General features: G+C 65.0%; 17 protein-coding genes. 10 read left to right on the top strand and 7 right to left on the bottom strand.

What is annotated here, in order from left to right; all coding sequences use genetic code 11:
- Nucleotides 1-16: 16 nt before the first annotated feature.
- Nucleotides 17-1,672, top strand: coding sequence for a DEAD/DEAH box helicase (locus tag MPARV_RS25370; RefSeq protein ID WP_020378301.1), 1,656 nt, complete (start codon nt 17-19; stop codon nt 1,670-1,672).
- Nucleotides 1,673-1,717: 45 nt separating this feature from the next.
- A complete protein-coding gene (locus MPARV_RS25365; protein WP_020378300.1) occupies nt 1,718-2,866 on the top strand; it encodes a hypothetical protein in 1,149 nt (382 codons plus the stop codon).
- Nucleotides 2,867-2,920: 54 nt separating this feature from the next.
- Here MPARV_RS25365 and MPARV_RS0111140 read toward each other — a convergent pair whose 3' ends face one another.
- From MPARV_RS0111140 to MPARV_RS0111115, 6 genes are all read right to left on the bottom strand, one after another.
- Nucleotides 2,921-3,103, bottom strand: coding sequence for a hypothetical protein (locus MPARV_RS0111140; RefSeq protein WP_012222804.1), 183 nt, complete (start codon nt 3,101-3,103; stop codon nt 2,921-2,923).
- A 62-nt stretch (nt 3,104-3,165) separates the two neighbouring features.
- On the bottom strand, nt 3,166-3,681 hold the full coding sequence (locus MPARV_RS0111135; protein WP_020378299.1) for a hypothetical protein: 516 nt from the start codon (nt 3,679-3,681) through the stop codon (nt 3,166-3,168).
- 66 nt (nt 3,682-3,747) lie between these two features.
- Entirely contained in the window at nt 3,748-3,963 is a 216-nt protein-coding gene (locus MPARV_RS0111130; protein WP_031278299.1) for a hypothetical protein, read from the bottom strand.
- A 56-nt stretch (nt 3,964-4,019) separates the two neighbouring features.
- Complete coding sequence (locus tag MPARV_RS0111125) at nt 4,020-4,985, bottom strand: tectonin domain-containing protein (RefSeq protein ID WP_157789566.1); 966 nt, start codon at nt 4,983-4,985, stop codon at nt 4,020-4,022.
- Nucleotides 4,986-5,429: 444 nt separating this feature from the next.
- On the bottom strand, nt 5,430-5,612 hold the full coding sequence (locus MPARV_RS0111120; RefSeq protein ID WP_020378296.1) for a hypothetical protein: 183 nt from the start codon (nt 5,610-5,612) through the stop codon (nt 5,430-5,432).
- A gap of 37 nt (nt 5,613-5,649) precedes the next feature.
- Complete coding sequence (locus MPARV_RS0111115; RefSeq protein WP_020378295.1) at nt 5,650-5,994, bottom strand: hypothetical protein; 345 nt, start codon at nt 5,992-5,994, stop codon at nt 5,650-5,652.
- Between the two features lie 109 nt (nt 5,995-6,103).
- Between MPARV_RS0111115 and MPARV_RS0111110 the strand changes: the two genes are divergently transcribed.
- Together MPARV_RS0111110 and MPARV_RS26070 are read left to right on the top strand one after the other, a co-directional pair.
- On the top strand, nt 6,104-6,619 hold the full coding sequence (locus MPARV_RS0111110) for a hypothetical protein (protein WP_031278295.1): 516 nt from the start codon (nt 6,104-6,106) through the stop codon (nt 6,617-6,619).
- The gene (locus MPARV_RS26070; protein ID WP_420886256.1) at nt 6,537-6,734 is read left to right on the top strand and encodes a hypothetical protein; all 198 of its coding nucleotides are present in this window, start codon (nt 6,537-6,539) and stop codon (nt 6,732-6,734) included. Before MPARV_RS0111110 ends, MPARV_RS26070 begins: the two co-directional genes overlap by 83 nt.
- A gap of 212 nt (nt 6,735-6,946) precedes the next feature.
- Here the strand turns inward: MPARV_RS26070 and MPARV_RS0111105 are convergent, their stop codons facing one another.
- Nucleotides 6,947-7,228 (bottom strand): hypothetical protein, encoded by a 282-nt coding sequence (locus MPARV_RS0111105; protein WP_031278293.1) that lies wholly within the window; start codon nt 7,226-7,228, stop codon nt 6,947-6,949.
- 256 nt (nt 7,229-7,484) lie between these two features.
- Here MPARV_RS0111105 and MPARV_RS0111095 point away from each other — a divergent pair, with 256 nt between their 5' ends.
- The 6 genes from MPARV_RS0111095 (at nt 7,485) to MPARV_RS0111070 (ending at nt 25,018) form a co-directional block, all read left to right on the top strand.
- A complete protein-coding gene (locus tag MPARV_RS0111095) occupies nt 7,485-12,332 on the top strand; it encodes a hypothetical protein (protein ID WP_020378290.1) in 4,848 nt (1,615 codons plus the stop codon).
- Between the two features lie 176 nt (nt 12,333-12,508).
- A complete protein-coding gene (locus MPARV_RS24755; protein ID WP_157789565.1) occupies nt 12,509-13,447 on the top strand; it encodes a hypothetical protein in 939 nt (312 codons plus the stop codon).
- Nucleotides 13,444-14,139, top strand: a complete 696-nt coding sequence (locus MPARV_RS22720; protein WP_020378289.1) for a hypothetical protein — start codon at nt 13,444-13,446, stop codon at nt 14,137-14,139. The genes MPARV_RS24755 and MPARV_RS22720 overlap by 4 nt, the downstream gene beginning before the upstream one ends.
- 202 nt (nt 14,140-14,341) lie before the next feature.
- Nucleotides 14,342-16,105: a hypothetical protein gene (locus tag MPARV_RS0111085; RefSeq protein ID WP_020378288.1), complete on the top strand. Its 1,764-nt coding sequence runs from the start codon at nt 14,342-14,344 to the stop codon at nt 16,103-16,105.
- 451 nt (nt 16,106-16,556) lie between these two features.
- A complete protein-coding gene (locus MPARV_RS0111075; protein WP_172636575.1) occupies nt 16,557-22,853 on the top strand; it encodes a DEAD/DEAH box helicase in 6,297 nt (2,098 codons plus the stop codon).
- Nucleotides 22,853-25,018, top strand: a complete 2,166-nt coding sequence (locus MPARV_RS0111070) for a UvrD-helicase domain-containing protein (protein WP_031278284.1) — start codon at nt 22,853-22,855, stop codon at nt 25,016-25,018. Before MPARV_RS0111075 ends, MPARV_RS0111070 begins: the two co-directional genes overlap by 1 nt.
- Nucleotides 25,019-25,076: the final 58 nt, after the last annotated feature.

The following is a 25,076-nucleotide window of genomic DNA, read 5'->3' as shown; positions in this document are numbered from 1 at the left end:
CGGAGGAACCCCGCCGATGCCAGTCGCCACCCCGGACAAGCTGTTGTCGTTGATCGCCCCCGGTGCCCAGGTGGTCGTCCGTGACGAGGAGTGGCTGGTGCGGGCGATCGAGCCCACGTCGGCCGATGGCGTGAAGGTGCGCTGCGTCGGCACATCGACGCTGGTGCGTGACGCCGAGGCCACGTTCCTCACCAAGCTGGACAACGTCGCGCCCCTCCGCCCGGAGGAGACCCGGCTGACCGCAGACCTCTCCCCGCGGTTCCGGGCCTCGCGCCTGTACCTGGAGGCGGTGCTGCGCAAGACCCCGGTGCCGGCCAACCAGACCGGCCTGGCCCTGGCCGACCGTCACCTGCTGAAGCGTCTCGACTACCAGCGCCGGGCCGCCCACAAGGCGATCGCCGGGTTGCGCCCCCGTCTGCTGATCGCCGATGCGGTGGGCCTGGGCAAGACGCTGGAGGTGGGTCTGATCCTCGCCGAGCTGATCCGCCGGGGCCGGGGCGACCGGATCCTGGTGGTCACGCCCCGCCACATCCTCGAGCAGTTCCAGCACGAGCTGTGGACCCGCTTCGCCATCCCGCTGGTGCGGCTCGACTCCGACGGCATCGCCAAGGTGCGCCGCGAGATCCCCGCCAACCGCAACCCGTTCAGCCACTACCGCCGGGCGATCATCTCGATCGACACGCTGAAGAACGCCGGCCGCTACCGCCACCACCTCGAAGGCATTCATTGGGATGCGGTGGTCATCGACGAGTGCCACAACCTGGTCAACCGGGGCACGCTCAACAACCAGCTCGCCCGGGTGTTGGCGCCCCGCACCGAGGCGCTGCTGCTCACCAGCGCCACCCCGCACAACGGTGACCCCGAGAGCTTCGCTGAGCTGATCCGCCTGCTCGACCCCACCGCCATCGCCGACCCGACCAACATCGATGCGGCCGACATCGACCACCTGTACGTGCGCCGCCATAAGGCCCACGATGAGGTGGCCGCCGAGGTGCGCGCCGACTGGGCCGACCGGCTTCAGCCCCAGCCGCTGCTCATCGAGGCCTCCGACGCCGAGAATGCCATGTTTGCCGAGCTGGCCAACACCTGGATCCACCCAGCGTCGGGCACGGCGCCGACGTCGGGCAAGGGCCGCACCCTGTTCCCGTGGACGCTCTTCAAGGCGGCGCTGTCGTCGCACCGCGCGCTGGGGGAGACGATCGTCGCCCGCCGCAACACCCTCGCCAAGCGGGACACCCCCGACGAGGGCACCAACACGGCCGCCATCGCCACCGAGGACGCAGCACTCCAACGTCTGGGCGAGCTGAACGCCGCCATCGACGACACCAGCGCCTCCAAGCTGACGGCGCTGATCGAGCAGCTGCGGGAGATCGGCGTGGACCCCCGCAGCAACACCCGGGTGGTGGTGTTCTCCGAGCGCATCGCCACGCTCGACTGGCTGGCCGCCACCGTGCCCAAGGCCCTCAAGCTGAAGGACTCCGACGTCCGGGTGTTGCACGGTGGCATGGCCGACGTGCGCCAGATGGACGTGATTTCCGAGTTCGGCCTGGCCGAGTCGGGCGTGAAGTTGCTGCTCACCGGCGACATGGCCTCCGAGGGCGTCAACCTGCACCGCCAATGCCACCACCTGATCCACTTCGACCTGCCCTGGTCGCTCATCACCATCGAGTAGCGCAACGGCCGCATCGACCGCTACGGCCAGCGTCACGCCCCCGACGTGCGGGCCTTGCTGCTCAACCCCGACCATCCCCACCTCAACGGCGACGTGCGCATCTTCACCAAGCTGCTCCAGCGTGAGCACGAGGCCCATCGGGCGTTCGGCGATTCGTCGTCGTTGCTCGGCGTGCACACCGAGGCGCTGGAGGAGGAGGCGGTGATGGCCGGCCTGCGTGCCGGCACCGACCCGGACGAGGCCATCCCGGCCAAGCCGACGGCGGCCTTCGACCTGATGGCGGTGCTGTCGGGCGCCACCGGCACCCAGGCGGTGCCCGTCCACCGGCCGCCCAGCCTGTTCGAGAGCGATGGGGCGTTCGTTGACGAGGCGCTGCATCAGGCCTTCGACGATGCCGACACCACCATGGACGTGCGCCGCGACCCGGGCGACGACACGTTCCTGTCGCTGGTGCCGCCCAAGGACCTGATCGGCCGCATGAAGGCCCTGCCCCGCACCTACCTGGTCGAGCAGCGGGTGGCCGAGCGGCTGAAGCTCACCGGCAACGAGACCCTGGCCAACGCCCAGCTGGACAAGGCCCGGGAGACCACCGATTCGGGCTGGCCCGACGTGGGCTTCCTCGCACCGCTGCACCCCTTTGGCGACTGGTTGGTCGACAAGGTGTTGGCCACCGTGGGCCGCAACGAGGCGCCGATCATCGTCGCCGACGTGGATGCCCCGGTGTTCTGCGTGCAAGGCATGTACTCCAACGGCCGCGGGCATCCCCAACTGGTCGAGTGGATGGCCGTCACCGAGCATCTCGGCACGCCGGTGATCGCCGACCTGTTCGAGGTGCTCCAGCGGGCCAACGTCGACGCCGACATGGCCAACCCCGGCACACCCATCGACGTCGAGGTGCTCCAAGACCAGCTGGGTGACGTCATCGAGCAGGTGCGCGGCGAGCTCGAGGTGCGACGTGACGCGTACGAGGCGCAGCTGACCGAGCGGCTGGCCGAGCCCCAGGTGCGGTTGGATGCGTGGCAGATGCAGTCCGAAGCGCTGGCGATGGACCTGGTGGAGCACCGGCGCCGGGATCGCCAGAAGGTGATCGCTGCGGTGCGCTCGGACACTGCCCAGCTGATCGAGTCGATGCGCACCCAGGGCGACCCGCTCATCCGGGTGCTGGCCGTCCTGGTGGGCCCGAACCACCGGTAGCCCAAGTCGGGCACCATTTGAAATGGCCGGACGAACGACGGCTGCCCGGTCAGCTCAGGTGAGGAAAGCCTGAAGGGCGACCGTCACTGTGGGGATACCGATGATCATGGCGACCATCCATCGCGTTTGGGTGGCGAGGCGGTCCTGGATGCGACTCTCCATTTGGGACAACTGGGCGGCCAGGAAGTCTCGGGTGACCGGTTCGTCGATGTCTCGGGCTGGGAAGTTGGTCAGCATCTTCGACTGCGTCCTCGTCGGTGATGTCGGTCAGGCCGCTGTAGATCGCTGTGCGGCTGGCGTCAGCCTGAAGCCCTCCGGGCGGCCAACATCGGCATGCCGATTCCCACCAGAACCAGCGCGGTGCCGAGTAGGCCGCCGACGAGTGCCACCGACGACATCGCCCCGGAGGCGTCGACCACCTGCATCCGTCCGGCCGTCGAGCGGGGCGACAGCCGGTCCTCGCATCTCACCGTGGTCGGGGCGCCGGCCGGCGCCTCAAACTCGATCACCCGTGAGACGCCGAAACGGTCGTTAGGCGCCACCGAACCCTCTCCGCCCAGGATGCGTTGGGTCGTTCCGTCGCTCAGGTTGATGTCGCAGCCGATGCGGTCGACCTTGGGGTGGTTCGGCCCGGAGGCCAGCACCCGGTAGGTGGTGTCGGCAGCATGGAACGTGATTGGCGAGCCGGTTTCGGCCTCGCCGACGTTCCTCCAGGGAGCGATGGCGTCCTGGGCCCACGACGCAACCAGCGCGCCCACGAACACCACGACGCCGAGCGACACGAGGGAGGCGGCCAGCCGGGCGCCGGGTTTCACCGACGCGAGCCTATGGGAGAGAAGTTCGAGCGGGACGTTCGCCCGTCGGGCTGTTCGCCAACGGGGCTACTTGATGAACGCCTGAAGGGCGACCGTCAGTGCGGGGACGGCGATGATCATGCCGACCGTCCATCGTGTGAGCGACGTCAACCGCGCATCCATCGACGTGATGATGCGGGCCTCCATCTGGGACATTTCCGTGCGCATCTGGGACACACCGAGGTGTCCCGCAACGGTACCCGCCTCGACGAGTCGCTCACCGGGCTCCTTCGAGCTGGTCAACTTGGGCTACCACGCCGAGTCGGCCGAGCAGCAGCTGCTTGCCGGCGTGTTTCGGCCTAGCCGGGGTACCAAACGTTGTAGCCGCAGTAGCTCGTTCGATACCAGAGCCGGCCGGACCCGCTCACGCCGACCTGCAGGTACCGATCGTCAGCCACCTGATTGACGGTGCCGCCGATGTCCGCAAAATCGTCCTTCACGCCCTTTTCCAGGAAACTCCAGTTACGCGAAATTCCGATTGGCTGGTCATCATCCAGCTTGCGCCAGTCCCCGCCAACCCGGTACCACCGTCGTGCCTCCTTCTCGAAACACCACATCTGGTTGCTTGAAGCCAACCCGCAAAACTCTTGGTTGGGGGCGGCAACGGCCTGGCGGATTTGACCCCCGCCTGTTTGCCAGGAACCATGATCACCAACATATGGGTCATACCACCAGAGTGATTTATTGGCGCTGACCCCCACTACGTAATCATTACCGACGGAAACCTGCGTGAGCTTTCCGCCAAGACTCTTCCAGCCGTGAGCCGGAGAGTGTTCATACCCGTCCCACGCTTTTCCGCAAACTCTGGCCGTATACACGTTATGTCCGGGGCTTAATCCAGCAATGTCTGCGCACGGGGTGCCGAAGTCTTGTCCCGTGGAGACTGATACCACGTTGCCACCCAGGTTGTTCCAGCTCTGCCAGCTGCACCCCACCCCATCGCATGCACCCTTGCGGTACCAGGTCTGGCCGTTGGTCAAGCGTGCGACGAGCAGGACCGTGTCGTACCTCAGGGTAGTGATCTGAACTGCGGTGGCATTTCGGCCAACCGTGGCCCAGCCCCGTGGATTGCATGTCTCCTCGAACGTATCCGTCTTACAAGTCATCGGCTGAACTTGAATGGAGCCGTCTTGAGACAGCGCCGCTGTCATGTACAGGTCGCCGTCAACGTGAGCTACGTCCACGTCTTTCAGGTAGCCGGGCGCAGCGCCAGCGACGCCCGGCACAGTCGCGACGCTGCCCAAGACCATGGATAACGCCAGCAACGCGTGCAGGGTCCGTCGAATCGACGTTCTGCGAAGGTCAGCGCCGCTCCTTGATGGAGGCGTCGAGTCACTTGTCATCGGCTTGCTCCCGATTGGATGTTAAGGACCGCCTACTAGGCAACCTCTCGATGTAAAAACATACTTCAGTAGTTGCTGGCCAGTCCAGCCATTCTGACTACAGGTGTTGCCGCTGACGGCGCAGCGGCAACATCAGCCATGGCGACCATCCATCGCGTCTGTGACGTCAACCGTTGGTCCAGCGTGGCGTTGATGCGAGTTTCCATCTGAGCCATTCGAACGTCGCTCTCAGCAATCCGCGCACTGAGGAAGTCGCGGGTGACGGGCTCGTCGATCTCTCAGGCTGGAAAATTGGCCGACATCTTCGAGCGCTTCCTCTTCGATGATGTCGGTGAGGGCCTTGTCAATCACCGTGCGGCCCGCGACCTACCACTCGTGCTTGGCCCAGCGGTCGGCCTCGGCGTTGGTGCTCGCAATCGTTGCGTGCTCGCCGTCGATGATGGCCGCCTGGCCGGTGGGCTCGTACAGGTAGCCGTCGACGTCGGCCAGGAAGTCACCGGCGAGGAAAAGTGGGGTGTTGACGGTTGGCTTGGGTGCTGTCTTTCTCATGAGGCTCTGGCCGATTGCGACGCAAGCTGGCCGGAACTCAGGTGAAGTAGGCCTGAAGCACAACTGTCACCGTCGGGGCGGCGACGATCATGGCGACCATCCATCGCGTCTGTGATGTCAACCGTTTGTCCAGCGTGGCGTTGATGCGAGTTTCCATTTGAGCCATTCGAACGTCGATCTCAGCAATCCGCGCGTCGAGGAAGTCTCGGGTGACAGGCTCGTCGACTCCTCGGGCTGGAAAGTTGGTCAGCATCTCTTCGAGGGCTTCCTCTTCGATGATGTCGGTGAGGGCATTGTAGATAGCCGTGCGGCTCTTGTTGGTTAGGGCAATGATGTGCTCCCGCGGTCGGTTCGTCAACGCCTCGCCTGGGGTGGTGTTCAACGTACGGATCGAGGGAGACCTTGGAAATGGGTCGCGGTCCCCGGGTCGCGCTCCCCGCAGGCGGCGCCGCGGCGCCGTGCGGGCGAACCCTGCGGGGGAGTGGGCGAGGGTGACGTTTCCGTCGATCACCAACCGGGGTGAGTTCTTCTCCAACCACTATCTGGACGCGGTCATCGGCGGCGACCTCGGTGATCTGCGTAAGGCGTGGGACGAGGCGGAGGGCAAGGGCGAGCCGTCGGCGCGGTCCACGCTGAAGGGTGCGGCCAGCCGGTTCTTCAAAACCAGGGCGACGGCCAGCGAGGCCACCGGTGACCGGGCACCGGCTGCGATCGAGCACCTCAACGATGTGGTGCTCCAAGCACTGGGCTTCCAACCCAACCGCCAAAACCTCGATCTTGTGCGCAACACCACCGACCGCCTGACGATCCGGACCGCAGCGAAGGCCGAGACCGGCACGGGACGGTGGCTCGTCGCAATCGATGCTGGCTTGGCCGAGGCTCGCTGTCGACCAGAGCTTCCAAGGCAAGAGGCTCGGCAAGCGGCTGTTTCAGGACGCCCTCTGGAGATCGGTACGTGTCGCCAAAGATGTTGGCTTACGGGCATTGCTCGTTCACGCCCGAGATGAAGAAGCGGTGGCGTTTTACACAGCGCTGACTCCGTCCTTCCGACCGTCACCGAGCGACGCCCTCCACCTCTACCTGCCAATTCGAGCGCTCCTCGAGTTCCAGGGGTCCTCATGAGTGACGGTTTCTGAACCCACTCGTCCGCATGGTCTATGCCACGGTGGCAGCGCCGTCCCGCACGTGAAGCTACGCCCAGACCCGGTCACCCTCGCGTTTGATGACGCGGGCCGAGCGTCAGCTCATTGCGGGATCCGGGGTATGGGTGGTTGGCCTGGGCGCTGACTTTCTCATGAGGATCTGGCCGGTCGCTGAGCAGGCTGGGCCGGGTCTCAGGTGAAGTAGGCCTGCAGAGCGACCGTCACGGTTGGGGCAGCGACGATCATGGCGACCATCCATCGCGTTTGGGTGGCAAGGCGATCATGGAGGCGACTCTCCATCTGGGTCATCTCACCCCGGAGATCGGACATCTGAGCAGCCAAGAAGTCTCGGGTGACGGGTTCGTCGATTTCTCGGGCTGGGAAGTTGGTCAGCATCTCTTCGAGCGCTTCCTCTTCGATGATGTCGCTGAGGGCAGTGTAGATAGCCGTGCGGCTCTTGTTGGTTAAGGCCATGATGTGCTCCCGCAGTCGGCCGGTCAACGCCCCGCCGGACGTTCTGTCCAACGTACGGAATGACGGTGAACCCGGAAATGGGTCGCGGTCCCCGTGTGCTCCGGGTGCGACGCGGCGCCGCCATCGAGCCAGGAAAGGCGGGGCTGAACCGCACGCGACAGAATGGCCCCATGCCCGTTCCCGCCCCGGACATGTTGTGGTTGGTTGCTGTGTTGGGTGAGCGCTGGACGGGCGCCGAGCCGGGAAGCACCCGAGGGTGACGTTTCCGTCGATCACCAATCGGGGTGAGTTCTTCTCCAACCACTATCTGGACGCGGTCATCGGCGGCGACCTTGGTGACCTGCGCAAGGCGTGGGATGAGGCGGAGGGCAAGGGCGAGCCGTCGGCGCGCACCACGCTAAAGGGTGCGGCCAGCCGGTTCTTCAAGACCCGGGCGACCGCCAGCGAGGCGACCGGCGACCGGGCACCGGCGGCGATCGAGCACCTCAACGATGTGGTCCTCCATGCTCTGGGCTTCGAACCCAACCGCAACGACCTCGGGCTCACGCGCAACACCACCGACCGGCTCACCATCCGGACCGCAGCAACGGCAGAGACCGGCACCGGCCTGTGGCTTGTCGCTCTCGACGCGGGCCTGGCCGATTCGGCCGACGACCTGTTCGACGATGGCCCACCCAACGAGGGCCCCGCCGGTTACGACCGGCCCGCAGCCGGACGCCTCCTCGAAGCAGGCCAACGCCACGGCGACAAGAAGCAGATCGTCAGCGCCGCCGACGCGGTCGGCGAGCTGTTCGCCGTCGACGAACCGCCCCGGTTCGTGCTGGTGCTGGGCGGGCGAATCGTGTTGTTGGCCGAGCGGGCCAAGTGGGCCGAGGGCCGCTACCTGGCGGTCGACCTCGACGCCGCCCTCGAACGCAACGACGCCAAAGCCAGGGGCGAGCTGGAAACGATCGCCGCCCTGTTCTCCGCCGACGCGCTCCTGCCCGGCGGCACCGATGGCGATGGCGCCCAGAGCGCGCTCGACGAGCTGGTCGACAAGTCCCACAAGCACGCCGTTGGGGTGTCCAAGGCGCTGCGCGAGGGCATCCGCGACAGCATCGAGATCCTCGCCAACGAGGTCATCGCCCAACGGATCGCCACCGGCCGGGCCGTCTACAACCAGCAATCGGGTATCGACGCCAACGAGCTGACCAGCCAGTGCCTGCGCTACCTCTACCGGCTGTTGGTGTTGCTCTACGCCGAGTCCCGCCCCGAGCTGGGCATCGTGCCCGCCAACGACGAGGCCTACACCGAGGGCTACAGCCTCGACCGGCTGCGCGAGCTGTGCCAGGTGGACCTCGACACCGAGGCGTCCCGCAACGGCACCCACCTCGACGAGTCGCTCACCGGGCTTTTCGAGCTGGTGAACAAGGGCTACCACGCCGAAACCGCCGAGCAGCAGCTGTTTGCCAGCGAGCGGTCCCTCGACGAGGCCAACGCCCAGCCCACCAACGAGTTCTACCTCCAGTTCCCCGGGTTGGATGCCCTGCTCTTCGACACCCGCTCCACCCGCTACCTCGACGAGGTGAAGCTGCGCAACGAGGCGCTCCAGCAGGTGCTGGCCAAGCTGATGTTGGCCACCGCCAAGTTGAAGGGCGACTCGGCCGGCTACATCTCCTATGCGCAGCTGGGCATCAACCAGCTGGGTGCGGTGTACGAGGGGCTCATGGCCTACACCGGGTTCTTCGCCACCGGCGACCTGTTCGAGGTGGCCAAGGGCGGCGACCCGTCCGGTGGCACGTGGATGCTTCCGGTAGAAGATGCCGACGAGTACCCCGATGACGTGTTCGTCATGGCCGAGAACCCCACCACCGGCCGCAACGAGCGGGTGCGCCACAACAAGGGCAGCTTCGTGTTCCGGCTGTCCGGACGCGACCGGCAGCGTTCCGCCAGCTACTACACGCCCGAGGTGCTCACCCGCTGCGTGGTGCATCACGCCCTGGCCGAGCTGTTGGGTCTGGACGACTACGCACCCGAGGGCGGCAGCGCCAACATCGGCGAGGCCACCGAGCTGCTCGACCTCACCATCTGCGAACCGGCGCTGGGTTCCGGGGCGTTCCTCAACGAGGCGATCAACCAGCTGTCCGCCGAGTACCTGAAGCGCCGCCAAGCCGAGCTGGGCGAAACGCTCGACCCTGACCGGTATCTGCGCGAACTCCAGAAGGTGAAAGCCCACTTCGCGCTGCACCAGAGCTACGGGGTGGACCTCAACGCCACCGCCGTCGAGCTGGCCGAGGTCAGCCTGTGGCTCAACGCCATGCACCCCGGCCTGAAGGCGCCGTGGCTGGGCCTTCAGCTGCGGTCGGGCAACAGCCTGATCGGCGCCAGGCGTGCCACCTGGAAAGTGGGCCAGCTGAAGCACCGCCCGTGGGCCGAAACCCGCAAGGGCCACGTGCAGCCACCCACCGATCGCCCCCTTACCGACCGGCTGGCAACCGAGGGCGACACCGCCGAGGTGCACCACTTCCTGCTGCCCGGCCACGGCTGGGGTGCGGTCGCCGACCGCAAGGAGGCCAAAGAGCTACGCCCCGACGAGGCCAAGGCGCTCAAGGCCTGGCGCTACACCATCCTCAAGGCACCGACCGTGGCGCACGAAAAGCGCCTGGCATCGCTGGCCGGCGGAGTGGAGACCCTGTGGGAGCAGGCCGCCGAACGGCTCCGTCTCATCCAGGAGGGGCTCCGCCGCCCCATCGACGTCTACGGCGCCACCATCGCCGACCGACCCGCTCGAATCACCAGAGCCCAAGCAGTCCAGGCCCTCGAAGATCCCGACTCGGCGCTGGGTCGGCTGCGCACACTGATGGACGCCTGGATCGGCCTGTGGTTCTGGCCCCTCGACAACAACGCCAAGCCACCCACCTGGGACCAATGGCTGCGCGTCGCCGAAGACCTCGTCAGGCCAGACGAGCGCCACGGCCAAACCGGCCAGCTCGACATCTTCGATGACCTCCCCCAGCTCCTCGCCGCCGAAGCCGATCGATTGGAAGGTCAGATCCCCGTCGCCGAGTTGAGGGAGCGCAACCCCTGGCTGGCCGTTGCCTGCGACGCTGCCAGGAGAGAGGGAGCCTGGCACTGGGACCTCGAGTTCGCTCCTGCCTTCGCCAAGGGCGGCTTCGACCTCCAGGTCGGAAACCCGCCGTGGGTCCGTCCGCGATGGTTGGATGACGTCGTCCTTGCCGAGTTTGATCCTTGGTGGGGTATCACAGGGAAGGCGCCCAACAATGTGCTCCGCAATCGTCGAGTGGAAACTCTCGCTGACCCCACGGCGCAACATGCGTACTTGGAGGAGGTAGCCCTCGCAACCGGCGGGCTCGAGCTGATGAGATCACCGGTGGAGCGACCCTCGGTGGCGGGCATTCAGACCAACCTATACATGGTTTTCATGGACACAACGTGGCGCCACTCGACACCAGACGGGATTGTTGGGCTACTGCACCCAGAGGGTCATTTCGTCGATCCGGCCGGGGGCGCTCTGCGGAGGCAGACCTATGGTCGCCTTCGGAGACACTGGCAGTTTCTCAATGAGTTGATGCTCTTCGAAGACATTGGCGACACGGTCTCCTATGGGATCCACACATACGGCTGCGCCAAAAGCGTGACATTTGTCCAGCAATCCTCGTTATTCCACCCTGACACCGCTGATCAAAGCTTGGGTCACAGCGAAGGTGGGATGGTCCCGGGGATCCAATACCCGACTGGAGGTTGGGACCTACGCCCCCACAAATCGCGAGTCGTGACCGTTGATCCAAACGTCCTCGCCGATTGGGCGCTGCTGTTCGACGAGCCGGGAACCCCGACCGCCGAGGCGCGGCTGCTCCGCCCTGTCACGACGGCCGACCTTGAGGCCCTGTCGGTGCTCGCCCGGCAATCGAAACGCCTCGCCGACCGGGATTATCACTGGACTGCCGGCTGGCACGAGAAGGGCGCGAAGAACGAGGGGACAATTCAGTGGCGGACCGAGATCCCGGAAAACTGGGGCGATGTGATCCTTCAAGGTCCCCACTTCACGGTCGCTACCCCCTTCGCAAAGCAACCCAACGAGAATTGCAGAAGCAAAGGTGACTACACCGAATGGGATCTTGAGAACCTTCCCGAGCGCGTGATCCCACGTACCAACTACCAGCGAGCGTGCGATCCGACCACCTACGAAGCCGAGCAGGCTCACTGGGATGGACAACCTGCTGTCGGCAACTGGCGAGTTGCTTGGCGTCGCATGACCCAGCCTGGACTGGAACGGTCGCTTCAGGCAGCCCTGCTTCCACCAGGCCCGACGCACGTCCACACTGTTCATACGTTGGCCATGTCGACCGTGGCTCGGACGGCAACGATGGCTGGGTTCTGGGCGTCTCTGCCGTTCGACTACCTGGTCAAGGTGTCCGGCAAAGCGGATATCCAAGATGAGCTTGTCTCCAGATTCCCAGCGCCGCTCGACTCTCCGTTGGCTAGTGCGCTCCGGCTACGGACGCTTCGCCTCAACTGCCTGACTACCGACTATGCCCCGCTCTGGGAACTGCTTTACGAACCGGCATGGCAAGAAGATCGCTGGACCGACCCAGCCCTCACCCGGTCGGCGCTTGGCGACATCGGGCCTAAGTGGACCATGGGCACCCCACTTCGCCGGGACCAGGACCGCTGGCAGGCGCTCGTCGAGATCGACGCCCTGGCCGCACTCATGCTCGGGATGACCGCTGACCAGCTTTGCGCCATGTACCGCACCCAGTTCGCGGTGCTCCGGAAGTACGAGTACAAGATGGTCTTCGACGCCGAGGGCCGAAAGATCTGTGGCTACCACCAGAGCGCCGGATTCCGTCAGAATCAGCTCCAAGACCAGGCCAAGTCCGGCGACTTCCCGAAGGAGTGGAAGAGTATCTGGAACCTCTACGAACAGTACGAGGCCGACCCCACCTCAGTCGACTGGCAAGGCCACTTCTCCCCACCTTTCGCGCCAGCCAACCGCGAAGCTGCCATGACCCGCGCCTACCTGACTATTTCAGGTTCCGACCGAGCGGCGCGAAGTGAACCAGCAAGTGACACGTCCAATGACCATCGGAGTCAAAGAGCATGAAGCCTTGTAGAACCTGTACGGCCGTCGGCTTAGCGGTTCCACCGGTTGGAATCTGTAACCGGTGTAGTCAGCCGAGCTGCGCTGATCACCTCTACACCGAGGAGTTCCGGTCTGGCCCGAGGTACATCGGAGCGCCTGTCACCGTGACTACCCACCGCGTTCCCCCAGCATTGTTGATGCTGGACTCGCGCCTGACGGACCTCATCAAGCAGGGGGTCGGCGTGCCCGGATTCGATCCACAGTGGATTCAAGAACTCGGCGGAGGGACGGCTGCGCGCGTCCGGGAGCTTGGCTATGACGTTCCCAGTTCGATGCAGAAACTCTGGGACCGAGACTCTGGACTTGTGTGTGCGTCGTGCCGCTACGAAGGCTCCATCAAATTCTTGCACGATGCTGCAGTCCAATACCAGGGCCACCTTGGCGCACTTCGCGCCGCTAGTGAGACGGCGGCTTCACCTGGCGGGGCGGTGTTGGGTTTCCTGCAAGCTGAAGAGGCGTACACGAATCTTGGAAAATGGTACTCCAGGGTCGATGTTGCGGATCTGAATCGGTATTGGGATTTCGCATTTTCAAAGATCCCCAAGGAAGCCTTCAGCCTTGTGGAGTTGGCATCCGGATCGTGGAACAAACGGGACCGCTTCAAGGTCACGGGGCGTCAGAGATGCGCTGCCTTTGTCCGTGTGATTCCAGGTGCGGAGTATTCTGGACCCACTATTCATGTATCGGCTGTGACGGACACGGGGCAGGTGATGTGGAGTGATCCACGCGGTTTCGATGAGTCCGAAGCGAAAGGTATCGAGTCTGGAAAGTTCCCGCTTGCATGGCCAACCCGCCCGGAGGTGCGAGGTGGTGATAGTCGACTCTCCAATGCCAATAGATTCCTAGTGCCGACCGGGGGCAGCGTACGACTGATCCGCAAGCGAAGAGTTCGAAAGGCGTACCGCAGCCTCAGCCTCTACGTCGATAGCGTCGATTTCGTCAGGGCGGTTCCCTTCTATCCAGCAAAAATGGATGATGGAAGAGGCCAAAGTGGAAACCTTCTCGTAGGCCTAGCTCAGTCGGCGATTGCGAAGGGACTCTTGACAACAGCCGACCTAAGGATGCCGTCCGAGTGAATGTCGAAGTCGCTGCCCCTGTGCACGCTGCCATCTCCGCAGCGGTTGTTCTCACTGCTGCCGAGCGCACCCCGGAGCGGTGGGCGTTCAGGGGGATGGTGAGAACGCCCACGCGCAAGGACTGCCTGACGTCCGAAGGCGCGCCGTTGTGGCGATACGCCATTCGCGCCAGCTCTGACCTCACCCAATCACCACTTAGCGGCGGCGGGCCGAAGTGGACGATGGACACCCCACTTCGCCGGGACCATGAATGTTGGCAGGCGCTAGTCGAGATTGACGCCCTGGCAGCGCTCATGCTCGGACTGCCCGCCGAGCAGCTCTGCGCCATGTACCGCACACATTTCGCCGTGTTGAGGAAGTACGAGTACAAGATGGTCTTCGATGCCGAAGGTCGGAAGATCTGCGGCTACCACCAGAGCGCCGGGTACCGGCAAAGCCTTCTACAAGACCAAGCCAAGGCCGGCGACCTCCCGAAGGAGTGGAAGAACATCTGGAAACTCAATGAGCAGAACGAGGCCGACCCCACCTCAGTCGACTGGCAAGGCCACTTCACCCCACCCTTCACCAAAGCCAACCGCGAATCTTCCATGAAAGGGGCGGCCTTAGCGCTTGGCGTGGACCCCACGTCTGATCTCTATCCGCCCAGTTCGCTTGACATTCACCTAAAAGGTCGATGTCTGCTAAACGAATGACGGGACCACCGGGCAATCTGACCGGATCAGTTGGGTCAGACTCGGAGGAGACGTGCACCTGAGGGGCGCGCTGGGGCGGGAGGCCGCCGAATCAACCGAAACAACACCTGGGTCCATTCAGGATCATGAAACACCGTGACTTGCCCTGCAAAGAAGGTCTGAGTACACTTCAATCGGCGGAGACCGGCGGGTCAACATTCCCATGGACCAAGCAGCCACCACCACCACCACCACCACCACCACCACCACCCGAGCAAGCGTCGAAGCCACTAGGCAAGACGTCGCCGACGCAGTCTCGCTGGCGCTTCTGCTGCGGCCAGGCGACTTTCTAACGCGTGTTCAGGACGGAGTGCAGCTAGGGGAGCCCAATCTCCATCGCTCATACCGATTCAGCGGGATCTTCCCCTTGGAGGGCGACGTTCTCGAAGAAATTGCGATCGTGCAGAAGTTTCGGATTGCTCCTCACGCCTCCGATATTCAGGGAACGTCGGATGGAGAGAGCGCCTCCTCTGATGCAGACACCAGTGAGGAGAGCGGTAGCGAGATCGATCTTCGGGTTTCAGCCGGGGCCGATGATGGTTCCTGGCCTGTCGAGAGCTTCCTGTTCCCCTTGACTTTTACCAAGCCGTCAGCCCTCGCTGACAATCTCAAGTGTAAGTCCACCTATGCCCCGATGGTGTTGGCTTCTTATGCCATGATGACCGAGTACAAGCGAAGAATGAAGGTGATGGCGGGCCTCGCAGAACCTGGTCCAATTCGAGAAGATCTGATCAAAATGTCGGATTTTTTTGACGAAACCCACGTAGTGTTAGGAATCTGCCACGGTAGGTTGGGTAGTGTGTTTGATATAACTCTATCGTTTGAGTCGATCGCTGAACAAACGGCCATGGACTACCACTCTCGATCTGCCTTCGCTGGAGTTGTGAGGGATGAGATCTTTCATCTTCTCCCTTTCAGTTGTGAAATAGATCTCACGCAGCTGGCTCGGTCTACAGACTACACATTGGAACTGTCGGCTCCGCCTGGGCACTACGTGAGCGAGCCGTTGGTTGTGTTGGATGCAAAGAGTGATCTGGCGATGGCTTATAGTAAAAGCCTGGGAGATTCGGAAGAGTTGGCGATGCAGGGTGAGGTGGGGCTAGGTCGCGCTTTGAAGCTGGCGGCGGGTGTTATTAGGCGTGGCTATTCGACATCTCGGTCCAGGACGATCGCGCTATTTCATGGTAAACTCGGAAAGGATGAGGCACGCCATGTGAACGTCCCGCTGACCAAGATCTGCAAAGGCGCGGTGTTGGGACCGGTCTTGAATGGTCGTAGAAAGGTGTTTTATCCGGCGAGCAACAACGGCGCAGAGCATGATTCCATTGACGCCCTTCGGATCAATTTCAGCGAGATACCTCCAGGAAGTCACCTGAGGGCCTGGATTTCGCTGTCTGTTACTGCCTTGCTCCTCCTAGGGCTTCTGCCCCTTGTAGACAACGTGATCAGTTCGGGTTCCGGATCCCTAGAGGTCCTCGCCGCACTGTTGCTCGCTGCGCCGAGCGTCGTGGCGCTTGTCGGAGAGAATATTTCGATGTCGTATAAGACGTATGGTTCGCTTTCGAGCAGGCTTGCCATTGTCGGAAGCGCCCTCATCGGAATTACCGCGTCGTTCTCACTTCTTGTGGCGTCAGCGAATAATGGCAAGGTCCCCCCTTTGCCTTTCGCAGGCAACATTCAGCGACCATTTGGCAACAGCAATCTTCAGTATATTTGGATCTGGTTGCTGGTGGGGTCTTGCCTCATGCTGGTTATTAACTGGCTGGCCTGGATGTCATTGAATCGCCAGCACTCCAGAGCGACGGGTCACCCGCGCGTGGTGACTCGACTGAAATCTCTATTACCGAAACGGAAGGGCAAGGCTGAGAAAATGAATGCGAAGCAACCCGCGAATTCGAATAGCGGAATTTCAGGGAGGGCCGCCTGATGGCCAGCGGACTGATTTCCTTCCTTACCAGACTTAACCTTCGTTTGGCGGCGAAGGAGAGACGGGCTGCCATCGATTTGTTGCGGTCGGAGCCATACGTTATTTGTTCAGGACTCGAAGTGAGGCCTCCAAGAACTCACAGTCGACGCCAGCGAGCGGCCGTAGTCCAGTCGAGCAATTCCACGTCGCGCGACTTCGTGGGCGCAGGCAAGGCCGGGGCATAGCTGCTACGGCCCCGGGCCAGCGCAGCTAACGATCTCGGGCCTTGAATGGCGGTCCCGAAGTCGCGCGACGTGGACTGATCGCTGCCATCGTTCAGTGCCAGAATGATGTCGATGCGTTCCGTCGTTGACTTCAAGGGAATTCTCGACCTGCCATCGATAGGGGCTGTCCGCGACCAATGATCCCTTCGCTGGTTGTCACGGAGATTCGCCAGTCGTTGGTTGAGTACTTGGCGACGACATTTGCGCTGAGCGATGACGACACCCGAGACGCGCTGTCGGACTTCCTGACCGAAGCGGGGGAAGGGATCTTCCGAGGGCCGTACCTGCGGGTGCGCTCACCATTTCAGCAAGCGGGCTCCGACTGGCAGCCACCGCTGGAGTGGCTGCCCCACGACTTCACTCCCTACGCACACCAGGCAGCCTCGTTCGCTCGGCTGACCAGCGGCAACGGGCACGACCCGGAGCCGACGCTGGTCACCACGGGCACCGGTTCGGGCAAGACCGAGTGCTTCCTCTACCCGATGTTGGATCACTGCGCCCGGATGCGGGACGAGGGTCAGAAGGGCATCAAGGCGCTGGTCCTTTACCCGATGAACGCGCTGGCATCGGACCAGGCGGGGCGTATCGCCGAGACGATCGCGAGCGAGACTCGGCTAGCCGGGCTGACGGCTGGGCTCTACGTCGGTGAGGCCGGACGACACTCGTCGATGGGGCCTGATCACCTGATCGACAAACGGGAGGCGATCCGGGCCGATCCGCCCGACATCTTGTTGACCAATTACAAAATGCTTGACTTCTTGCTGCTTCGGGGCGAGGACCGGCCGCTGTGGGCGGCGAACGCCGCCGAGATGCTTCGGTACGTGGTGCTTGATGAGTTCCACACCTACGACGGCGCGCAGGGGACCGACGTGGCGATGCTGCTGCGACGTTTGGGCGCCACGTTGGGCATGGCCGAGCCTGGCCGTCCGCTGGGTGGCGCCACCCCGGTGGCGACCTCGGCGACGTTGGGTACGGGCGAGACCGCTAGCACGGAGCTGGCTGAGTTCGCCAGCAAGGTGTTCGGCGTTGAGTTTCCACCGGAGTCGGTGATCGGCGAGACCCGCCAGACCGTGGACGAGGCGTGCAAGCCGGTGGACTTCAGGTTGCCGATCCCTGATGCCGCCGAGGTTGCGTTGTTGCGGGACCTGGACGACGTTGCCGTTGCGTTCTGCGTCGACCCGGATGGTGACCAGACGTCGCCGCTATTCGGCCTTGATGCGGATGATGTCGACGCGGCCGACACCCGGGTGTTGCTGGGCGACAAGCTGTTGGCGCACCCGCTGACCCGTGCTGTGTTGGTAGCCGTCGGAGAGCGACCTCGTTCGTGGCCGTCGGCGGTGAAGGAGATCTTGGAGCGGGCACCCCAGTGGGGGCGGACCTACCAGGTGGATCCCGAATCGGTAGAACGTGCGCTCGCCCAATACCTGTGGCTGCTGTCCGAGGCGCGGCGCCGCGGCGCCGCCGGACCGGTGCCGCTGTTTGGGGTGGAGATTCAGCTGTGGATCCGCGAGATGTCGCGACTGCTGCGGACCGTGGACATGGAGCCGTCGTTTCGGTGGCGGGACTCCGCCGCGCTGGTGACCGAGGACGGGCCGGTACACGGCGATGCGCTGGAGTTGCCGTCGACCTACTGCCGCCGGTGCGGCATGTCGGGGTGGATGGCGATTGCTTCGGAGACCAGCGATGCGTTGGGGGTGAACCCCAACCACATCTACCGCAGCTCGATGCAGCGCTCGCCGCTGGTACGCACGATGCTGCTGGGCAACGCCGCCGACGAGTTGGTGCGCTGGTTCTCGCCGTCCGACCGGACGCTGGCCGACGATCCGTCCGAGGGTTCGCTTCCGGTGTTGGTGACCGACGGCGAGGACGCCGCACGACAGAGCCGATGCCCGGGGTGTGGGGAGCGCGACGGCATCCGCTTTCTGGGTCTGGCGGTGGCCAGCCTGGCGTCGGTGTCGATTAACGCACTGTTTGGCTCGAACCACCTGAAGGGTCACGAGCAGAAGCTGCTGGCCTTCACGGACTCGGTGCAGGACGCCTCGCACCGGGCGTCGTTCTTTGGTGGGCGCACCCACCGCTTCAACCTGCGGGCGCTGATGAGCCAGGCGTTGGCCGACGCCGGTGAGCTGTCGGTGGCCGACCTGGGCACGGCGCTGATCGACAGCGCAACCAACCCGCGCGATCTGTTCTCGCTGGTGCCGCCCGACCTGTTGCGCCATCCGGTGGTGCGAACCGTGTGGACCGACACCCCGTCGCCCCGGGCACGCGACCTGCTGGCCGCCCGGCTGGGCTTTGAGGCCGACCTGGAGTTTGGGCTGCGCGCGCGGGTCGGCCGCACGTTGGAGCTGTCCCGGGCGGCGTCGGCCCGGGTGGCGGTGGCCGACCTGGACCACTGGGCCGGGGTGGTGGGCGAGGAGCTGCAACGCGTCGTTGGCTCGTCGGCCGACGCGTTGGCGGTGGTGACCTACGTTCGAGGGCTGGTGGAGCGCCTGCGGCTGCGCGGAGGGTTGATGAACTCGCTGCTGGAGCCGTTTGTGGACGACGGCGGCTCGCAGTGGTTCATTTGGGGAGGGCGCCCTGACGGGCTGCCGCCGTTTACGCCCGACCGGGGGCGGCCGGCGTTCTTCACGACGAAGCCCAAGGGCGACCTCGACTCGCTGCAAGCGCTGTCGACCAACCCGACCTGGGTGGTCGACTGGGCGATGCGTTCGCTTGGGGTCACGGCGCAGGTGGGACGCGACCTCAACATGTTCACCATGGCGCTGCTGGCCGCCGAAACCGAGGCCGTGGTGGCCCGGAAGGTGTCGGGGCACACCGTGTACGGCATCGACCGGCGCTCGGTGCTGGTGAGCGACGTGGTGGACGAAGAGTCGCTGGACCTAGACGTCGACTCGGACGTTGCGCTGACCCCCAATGCGGTCCGCTGTGCAATGTGTGGGCATCTGCACGTGGCGCCGCCCGAGCTGTTGGACGAGTGGGTGGGCACGCCGTGCCTGCGGTATCGGTGCGGGGGATCGTTCGAGCGGGCCATTCCCCGGCCGGTGAACTACTACCGCGACCTGTATCGCAACGGTCGGGTGACCCGGGTGGTCACCGGCGAACACACCGGCCTGCTGAAGCGGGCGCCCCGGGAAGACCTGGAGGCGGCGTTCAAGGCGGGCACCGCACCCGACGCCCCCAACGTGCTGACCGCCACGCCCACCCTGGAGATGGGCATCGACATCGGCGACCTCAGCTCGGTGATGCTCACCTCGGTGCCCCGCACCCCGGCGAGCTACATCCAACGGGTGGGGCGCTCGGGCCGCTCCAGCGGCAATTCGCTGGTGACCACCTTCGTCCCCACCGACACCCACGGCCTCTACTACCTGGCCGACCCCGAGGCGATGCTGGCCGGGGACGTGCGGCCACCCAACTGCTACCTGGACGCCACCGAGATCCTGCGACGCCAATACATCGCCTACTTGGTGGACCGCACCGCCGACGGCGCCATCGAAGCGCCGCTGTTGCCCCGCCGCATCAGCAAGCTGATGAAGAAGGCCCTGGATACGGGCTCGTTTTTGCGGGCCGTGATCGACGCGTCGGTGAACGACGCGTCGCACGTCGACGCGTTTCTGGATCTGTTCGGCGAGTCGCTGTCTGAGCGCAGTCGGGACTCGTTGCGGGAGTTTGCCTCCGCCGGGATCGAAGCCCAGGTGAAGGAGGCGGTGGACACCTGGACCGAACACCAGGACGACCTGTCGAAACGGATCAAGCGCCTGACCGCCGCCGCCGACCGGCTGGAGGGCCAGGCAGGCCGCACCGAGGACGACGAACAGAAGCTGTCCGACCTGTACGGCCAACGCTCGGCCGTGAGGTTGCTGCTGAACGAGCACCGCGACGAATACTCGCTGTCGGGCCTCGAACGTCTGCGGCTGCTGCCCAACTTCATGCTGCTGGACGACACGATCACCCTCGACGCGTCCATGTGGAGCCGCGACGAATCGGGCGACTTCCACACCGAGGTGGTGGAGTATCAGCGGGGAGGGCGGCGGGGCATCATCGAGCTGGCGCCCGGCAACAGCTTCTACGCCGCCGGGCATCGCCACGTGATCGACGCGCTGGAGATCGGCACCGCCGACGCACCGGCCTATGAGACCTGGCGGCTGTGCCCGGACTGCGGGTACGGCGCCATCGACGAAGGCTCGGCGCCCGCCGAATGTGTGCGGTGCCGCAGCAAGGCCATCGCCGACACCGGCGCCAAGCACCAGATGCTGCGGCTGAAGCGCAGCTACGCCTCCGGTTCGGAGGAAGGTGCTCGGGTGTACGACGAGAGCGACCAACGGCGACGCGAGCGCTACAACGACGTGCTGTGCGTGGACGTCGACCCCCAGCGCATCGAAGGGGCGTGGACGCTGGCCGACAAGGCGTTTGGCGCCGAGTTTGCCGGGGGCACCCACTTCCGCACGATCAACCTGGGGTTCGCCGAACACAGCGGCGAGAAGCGCAGCATTGCGGGCAACGCTCATCACGTCACCGGGTTCACCGTGTGTGCGTTCTGCGGGGCGGTGCGCGACGTGCGGCAACGGACGCCCGACACCGCCTTTGAGCGGCTGCACCAGGGCTGGTGCACGGTGCGATCCGGCAAGAACACCGAGCAGTGGCAACAGGTGGTGCTCTACCACGAGCTCAACACCGAGTCGGTGCGCATGCTGTTGCCCGTCTCGATGTTTGAGGTGGGGGAGCGGCTGGCCTCGTTTAAGGGTGCGCTGCTGCTGGGGCTGCGGGCCGACTTCGGTGGCGACCCAAGCCACCTGGAGGTGGCGCTGACCGATGCGCCCAACGCGGCCGGGCAGGGGCGGCGCCGGTATCTGATGCTGTTCGACTCGGTTCCCGGCGGCACCGGCTACCTGGCCCGGCTGGCCGAGCCGGACCGGGTGCGCACGATCCTCGAGCACGCCCGCGAGGTGATCGCTCATTGCCCGTGCAGCATCGAGGGTCGCCAGGCGTGTCACCGCTGCCTGCTGGGCGTGGTGGACCGAAACGAATACGACCTGGCCCGCGACCTGGCGTTGGAGGTGCTCGACGACCTGCTGGGTGCGTGGGAACCCCGGTCGGTGGCCAGCGTGGCCGAGATCGAGATCGGCAAGGTGGAGGAGTCCGAGCTGGAGCGGCGCTTCAAGGCGGCGCTGCAGTCGTGGACGACCAACGTCGACGACGAGAACATCTCGATCACCGACGTGCCGGGCACCGGCAGGTATCGGGCGTTCGAGCTGCGCCTCGACGTCGGCGGGCTGCGCACCCGCTACCGCATCGAGGAGCAGGAGGGGCTGAGCACCAGCCCCAGCGTGTTGCCCGACTTTCTGATTACCCGGATGGACGACCGGGGCCAGAAGATCGCCGTGTTCCTGGACGGGTTCCAGTTTCACGCCTCCACCGACCTGAACAACATTGCCGCCGATGCGGCCAAACGGCGAGGGCTACGCAACGAGGGCCACCTGGTGTGGAATCTCACCTGGGACGACGTGGACGCGTTCCACAAGTCGGCACTGGTGTCGCCCCCAACCGAGGCGGCCGCCCGCGTGATCGTGGGCGGCGAGGCCCGCCGCAATGGCCAGAAGCTGCAGCACGGCCGGGGCGGGCTCTATGAGATCGACGCGCTGAACCAGAACCCGATGGCGCTGTTGCTGGACTTCCTTGCCCGTCCCAACACGGCCGAGTGGAGTCAGTTGGCCCGGTCGGCAGTCGGCGGTCTGGTCGCCGCTTCTGGCAAACAGCGCGGGGACTTGGACGTCGCAGATGGCGAGGCGTTCCTGCGGCGCGCCGCTGCGGGGCTGACCCCGGTGTGGCCCAGTGGCGACGTGGAGCGTGTTGCCTATGCGGCTCGACATGAGACCACCAACGGGCTGGGCATGACGATCCTGTTCGACGCCCGGGCTGGTCGGGAGCACGACGAGCGATGGACCGTGGTGTCGGCGTTGCCCGATACCGATCGCGACCTGACCGACCCCAATCATCGGGGTCGATGGCGAGATTGGGCCCAGTGGGCCAACGTCATCCAGTTCATCAGTGGTCCCGGCCGCCACGGCATCGTGTCGGCCACCTCCGACGCCGACGACCTGCCGCTTGAAGACCACTGGCTGGTGGCGCTTGCCCACGCCGACGACGAGTCGATGGCCGACGAGGTTGATTCCGCTCTGGCGCCAGTTGCCCTGACGGATGACGGCGCCGCGGCGCCGGGCATTTCCGACGAGATGGTCGAGGAGCTCGACCTGTTGGAAGATGATGGCGTGAAGGATCTGGTCGAAGCAGCGCTGGCGCTTGGGGCCCCCGACTTTGTGGCGGGGGAGGAGCTGGGCGGCATTCCGGTGGAGGCCGCGTGGTCGGCCGCCAAGATGGGCGTGTTGGGCGCCGACGGCGAGGATCCGGGGACTGCTGGCTGGGACCTGCGCCCGGCCGACGGCTGGACGCCCGAGTCGCTGCTCGCTGCTCTGGAAGGAACGAACTGATGTCCCGCCTCGCTGTCTCGACTGACTTCCTCAGAGACTTCGATCGCCTTGAGAGTCGAATGAAGCGCAAGCTCGAGGAGATCGTGCACAAGTTCGCGCAGCTCACGCCCGAGGAACTGCGGCGTGACAAGGGCTTGAACCTGGAGCCCTACAAGGGCTCGGCCGACCCGAAAGCTCGCACGGTCCGCTTCGACCGAAACCACCGAGGCATCGTGATGGACATCGGTGACGGCGAGACCTTCGTGTTGACCCGCGTCCTCCCCCACGAAGCGGCCGAGCGATGGATGGCGAACAACACGTTCAAGGTGAATGCGGCCACGGGGGCTCCCGAGCTCATCGACCTCGGTGCCATCACCTCCAAGGCGAATCAGATCACTGACACCTCGTCTGGGGGTGAGGCAAAGCGGCTGTTCGCCGACCGACGAGAGCGGGACTTCACCAACCTTGGCGTCGAGGCTGAGCTGGTTCCGGCACTCATGATGCTCACTTCGCAGGATCAGCTCTCGGGGCTCATCGGGCACTTCCCCGAGGGCCAAGCCGAAGCGATCATTGCCCTCAGCGGCGACGACACCGTCGATGACATCTACAAGGCCCTGGCCGGCGCCATCCACGGTGAGGTGGACACCGACGACATCGTGGCGGCGCTGGAGACACCGGCCTCGATGGCCCGCTTCTACGTGGTGGAGGGCCAGGACGAGCTTCAGAAGATGCTGTCCCAGCCGCTGGCGATGTGGCGGGTGTTCCTGCACCCGTCCCAGCGGCACTTGGCGTACCGGGAGAGCTACAGCGGCCCAGCACGCGTCACCGGCGGCGCCGGGACCGGCAAGACGGTGGTGGCGATGCACCGCGCCAAGGCGCTGGCCGACCGCCTCGACCGCCCGGTGGGCAAGCCCATCCTGTTCACGACATTCTCGCGCAACCTTGCCCAGGCCATCGAGGCCGACCTGCGCTCGCTGGGTGGCTCGGACCTGCTGGATGTGGTGGACGTGCTCAACGTCGACCAGCTGGCCTATCGGGTGGTGCAGGAAGCGGAGGGCAAGGCCCCGAGCGTCGCCGACGGCAAGTACTGCCGGAAGCTGGCCGAGCAAGTCGTGCTCGATCGTGGCATCGTCGATGAGTTCTCCGGCGAGTTCCTGATCAACGAGTGGGAGCAGGTGGTGTTGGCCAACGACTGCCGCAGCCGAGCCGACTACTTCGTCGTCAGCCGGACCGGGCGGGGGATACCCCTGAGTCGCCGCAAGCGCGCCGAGGTGTGGAAGGCGATCGAGGACTTCGAGCGGGCGCTGAACGAGGCCGGTGCCCGGACACACCCACAGCTGGCGGCGGCCGCCGCCGGTTACCTGGCGCTGCGAGACATCAAGCCCTACCAGCACGTGGTGGTGGACGAGGCGCAGGACCTGCACGAGACGCAGTGGCGTCTGCTGCGGGCGTTGGTGGCCGAAGGGCCCGACGACCTGTTCATCGTGGGGGACAGCCACCAGCGCATTTACGACCGGCGCTCGTCGTTGTCGAAGGTGGGCATCAAGGTGGTGGGTCGGTCATCCAAGTTGAAGCTGAACTATCGCACCACCCACGAGATCATGTCGTGGAGCCTGGCGATGCTGGGCGAGGCCGACACGTCTGCCGATCAGCCCGGCCCGGGGTTCGACGATCTCGACGGCGGCAGCGACACCCACACCTTTGCTGGCTACCACAGCCTGCGGTCGGGGCCCGAGCCCGAGCTGGGCGGCTTCACCACTGCCGCCGAGCACGACGAGGCCGTTGTTGCCCGGGTGCGGGCGTGGATCGACGAGGGGATCGACCCGATCGAGATCGGTATCGCCGCCCGAACCGGAAAATCGCTCGACCGGGTCAGTGCTGCGCTCACCGGGCAGGGCGTGACCGTCTGTCGGCTGCCGCAGAAGGACCTACCCAACCAGGAGGGCGTGCGGTTGGGCACGATGCACCGCATGAAGGGCTTGGAGTATCAGCGGGTGATCGTGGTTGACGCCGACGACGCGAGGGTGCCGCTGGCCTGGTCGATGACCGACCGTGACTCCGACCCGGTGCAGCACGCCGTGGATCTGGAGATGGAGAAGTGCCTGCTGTACGTGGCGGCCACCCGAGCCCGTGATGGCCTCTACATCACCTGGACCGGAACCCCGAGCCGCTTCCTCGGCCCGTAGCAGGTCAGCCTTCCCAGTCGTTCTTGACTGATCTCCTGCCGGCGAGGCTGGCTCGTGC

The organism is Candidatus Microthrix parvicella Bio17-1 (assembly GCF_000299415.1).
Classification (GTDB): Bacteria; Actinomycetota; Acidimicrobiia; order Acidimicrobiales; family Microtrichaceae; genus Microthrix; species Microthrix parvicella.
This window is presented reverse-complemented; position numbering and strand designations above follow the sequence as displayed.

Coding starts and splice junctions, on each gene's coding strand:
- MPARV_RS25370 (WP_020378301.1), top strand. CDS start 17: ATGCCAGTCGCCACCCCGGACAAGCTGTTGTCGTTGATCGCCCCCGGT.
- MPARV_RS0111140 (WP_012222804.1), bottom strand. CDS start 3,103: ATGCTGACCAACTTCCCAGCCCGAGACATCGACGAACCGGTCACCCGA.
- MPARV_RS0111120 (WP_020378296.1), bottom strand. CDS start 5,612: ATGAGAAAGACAGCACCCAAGCCAACCGTCAACACCCCACTTTTCCTC.
- MPARV_RS0111105 (WP_031278293.1), bottom strand. CDS start 7,228: ATGGCCTTAACCAACAAGAGCCGCACGGCTATCTACACTGCCCTCAGC.
- MPARV_RS24755 (WP_157789565.1), top strand. CDS start 12,509: ATGCTGGACTCGCGCCTGACGGACCTCATCAAGCAGGGGGTCGGCGTG.
- MPARV_RS0111085 (WP_020378288.1), top strand. CDS start 14,342: ATGGACCAAGCAGCCACCACCACCACCACCACCACCACCACCACCACC.
- MPARV_RS0111070 (WP_031278284.1), top strand. CDS start 22,853: ATGTCCCGCCTCGCTGTCTCGACTGACTTCCTCAGAGACTTCGATCGC.